The organism is Ruegeria sp. CL6 (genome assembly GCF_056536465.1).
On sequence record NZ_JBQFPR010000029.1, the window covers coordinates 1 to 2,036 of the forward strand.

Annotated in this window: 2 protein-coding genes; both read left to right on the forward strand. The window is 48.1% G+C overall.

Going from position 1 to position 2,036, the window contains the following annotated elements; genetic code table 11:
* Positions 1-258 precede the first annotated feature (258 nt).
* Positions 259-711: a PACE efflux transporter gene (locus tag ACR0LH_RS21615; protein ID WP_170601829.1), complete on the forward strand. Its 453-nt coding sequence runs from the start codon at positions 259-261 to the stop codon at positions 709-711.
* Between the two features lie 247 nt (positions 712-958).
* Complete coding sequence (locus ACR0LH_RS21620) at positions 959-1,846, forward strand: Hint domain-containing protein (protein ID WP_480722426.1); 888 nt, start codon at positions 959-961, stop codon at positions 1,844-1,846.
* Positions 1,847-2,036: the final 190 nt, after the last annotated feature.

The following is a 2,036-nucleotide window of genomic DNA, read 5'->3' on the forward strand; positions in this document are numbered from 1 at the left end:
GGACGGACGCAGCGCTCGTTATGACAGCGATGGCGAACCACCGTTACCTCATCGATCACCGCCCGGTTAACAATGCGTCAAAAACTGTGAGCCTGTGTAATCGACTTCACTGTCAAGGAATGATCCCTGAGCAATCATCCGAATTGAAGTGGTTAAATTAATACATCCGAGAACAGCGCTCAGTGCCCGCTTCGAAATTATTTAATGGCGAAGCGCTGCTTTTAAAAAAGCGACGAAATAACTGCACGAGCTAGAAGCATGACACTACGGTCTTTTCGAGAACGCGTTATTCAAACTTCAACTTTTGAATTGATCGGCATTGCATTCGTTTCCCCCGTCTATGCTCAATTTACTGGCTCGTCGATGGCGCACGGGTTTACTATAATCGCCATTCTGTCGGTCGCGATTTTGGTTTGGTCCCCGATCTACAACACTTTTTTCGACATAGTGGAAAGGCGTTATACTAGTCGGTTAGCCTGCAAACGCCCGCATCGGCTTCGTTTTATTCATGCCACAATGCATGAGGTGTCAGCGGTATTGATAACCTGCCCTCTGCTTATGTGGATTGGAGGTCATACATTGGCGGGCGCATTGGCCTTCAATGTCGGCTTAACGCTAACCTATTCTGTATACACTTATTTTTTTCACATTGTTTTCGATCACTTGCGTCCGGTGCAAAAAACGACGGTATCCGAGATTCCAGCCGAATGATTCACTTCGACCGGATTTTTACTGTGAGTCTAAATGTTGACCCGGTATTTAACTGATGTCGAAATACTGCCAGCGCTAGTAGACGGTTAACGGTTTAAAGAGCTCCACTCTACTAAAATGTTTCGTGTTAGAATACAGTGCGTGCGTTTCGCAGTAAAAGTTACTTCTACGCTCGCTAGAATAGACTAAACTAAAGAAGCCCAAGTCCAGATTTGAGATTTAACAGGACCTATCGGTAGGAATGTAAATGTCAATTACGATTGTCGGACCGAGCAGCCTAACGTTGCAGCCCAGTGACCAGCAATTAACACAGCCCTACGGATTTCAAGGTGGAGGAAGCGCGCCTCAATGGAGTGTCCAAGTTCTTAGTTACGGAGACCTATCGCCAAGTGAAGTGCAAGTCAGCATCAGTGCGACAGGGGTACTAACCGTTACACTGGCAGATGGAGTAGAAGTTGATCCTGCGACTCAACTTGAATTGCGTATTACCGCAGTAGGCCGAGGAAATAACCGCGACACACTTGATGTTACGGTGCAAATTCCAACAGGAAATGTACCCTGTTTTGTGTCTGGCACATTGATCGAGACTCCCGATGGCCCGAAGCCTGTTGAACAGTTGCAAGTAGGTCAATTGGTTAGAGCGATGGATGGTCGTTTGGTAGAAGTTACTTGGATTGGAGACAGGTTTTTCAATCGCAGCGATCTTGAAAAATATGATTGGTTGCGCCCGATTTGCATTCGGGAAAATGCCTTCGGTCCGGGCAGACCAAGTCGCGATCTTTTCGTTTCACCTCAGCATCGGATCTGTATTTTCGGATGGAGGTCAGAATTGTTCTTTGGTGAGGAGAAGATTCTGGTTCCCGCTTGTTTCCTGGTGGATGATGTTAATGTGGTTCGCGTCGATGACTTGAGACCCGTGCACTATTTCCATTTTATGACCGATCAGCACGAAATTGTCCTGGCAGAGGGGCTGGCAACGGAAACACTTTTCCCGGGCGACATGGCTCTTGCCGGATTTGATGCGGAAAAACGGCGAGAGTTACAAGCATTCTTAAATGGAGTTGCGCAGGCTCAAGAACCTAAAACTGCTGGTCGCTGCCTGCGCAAGTACGAGGCCAAGATTCTTCTCGCCTAATAGAATTTATCTGAAGCGTAAGGCAAGCGTGGCATGGGCCTTCAACGACCTCTGAGGGCCCACCCTCAACACCCGTAACACCCGAAACAGCTGGGGCATAAACGGGGGCATTTCTCGGAGGGTTTAGCCCCAAGAGCCTGTCGTCGTTCCATGTTCTGATGATCTGGCTGGGGTGGTAGGAATCCTTGCC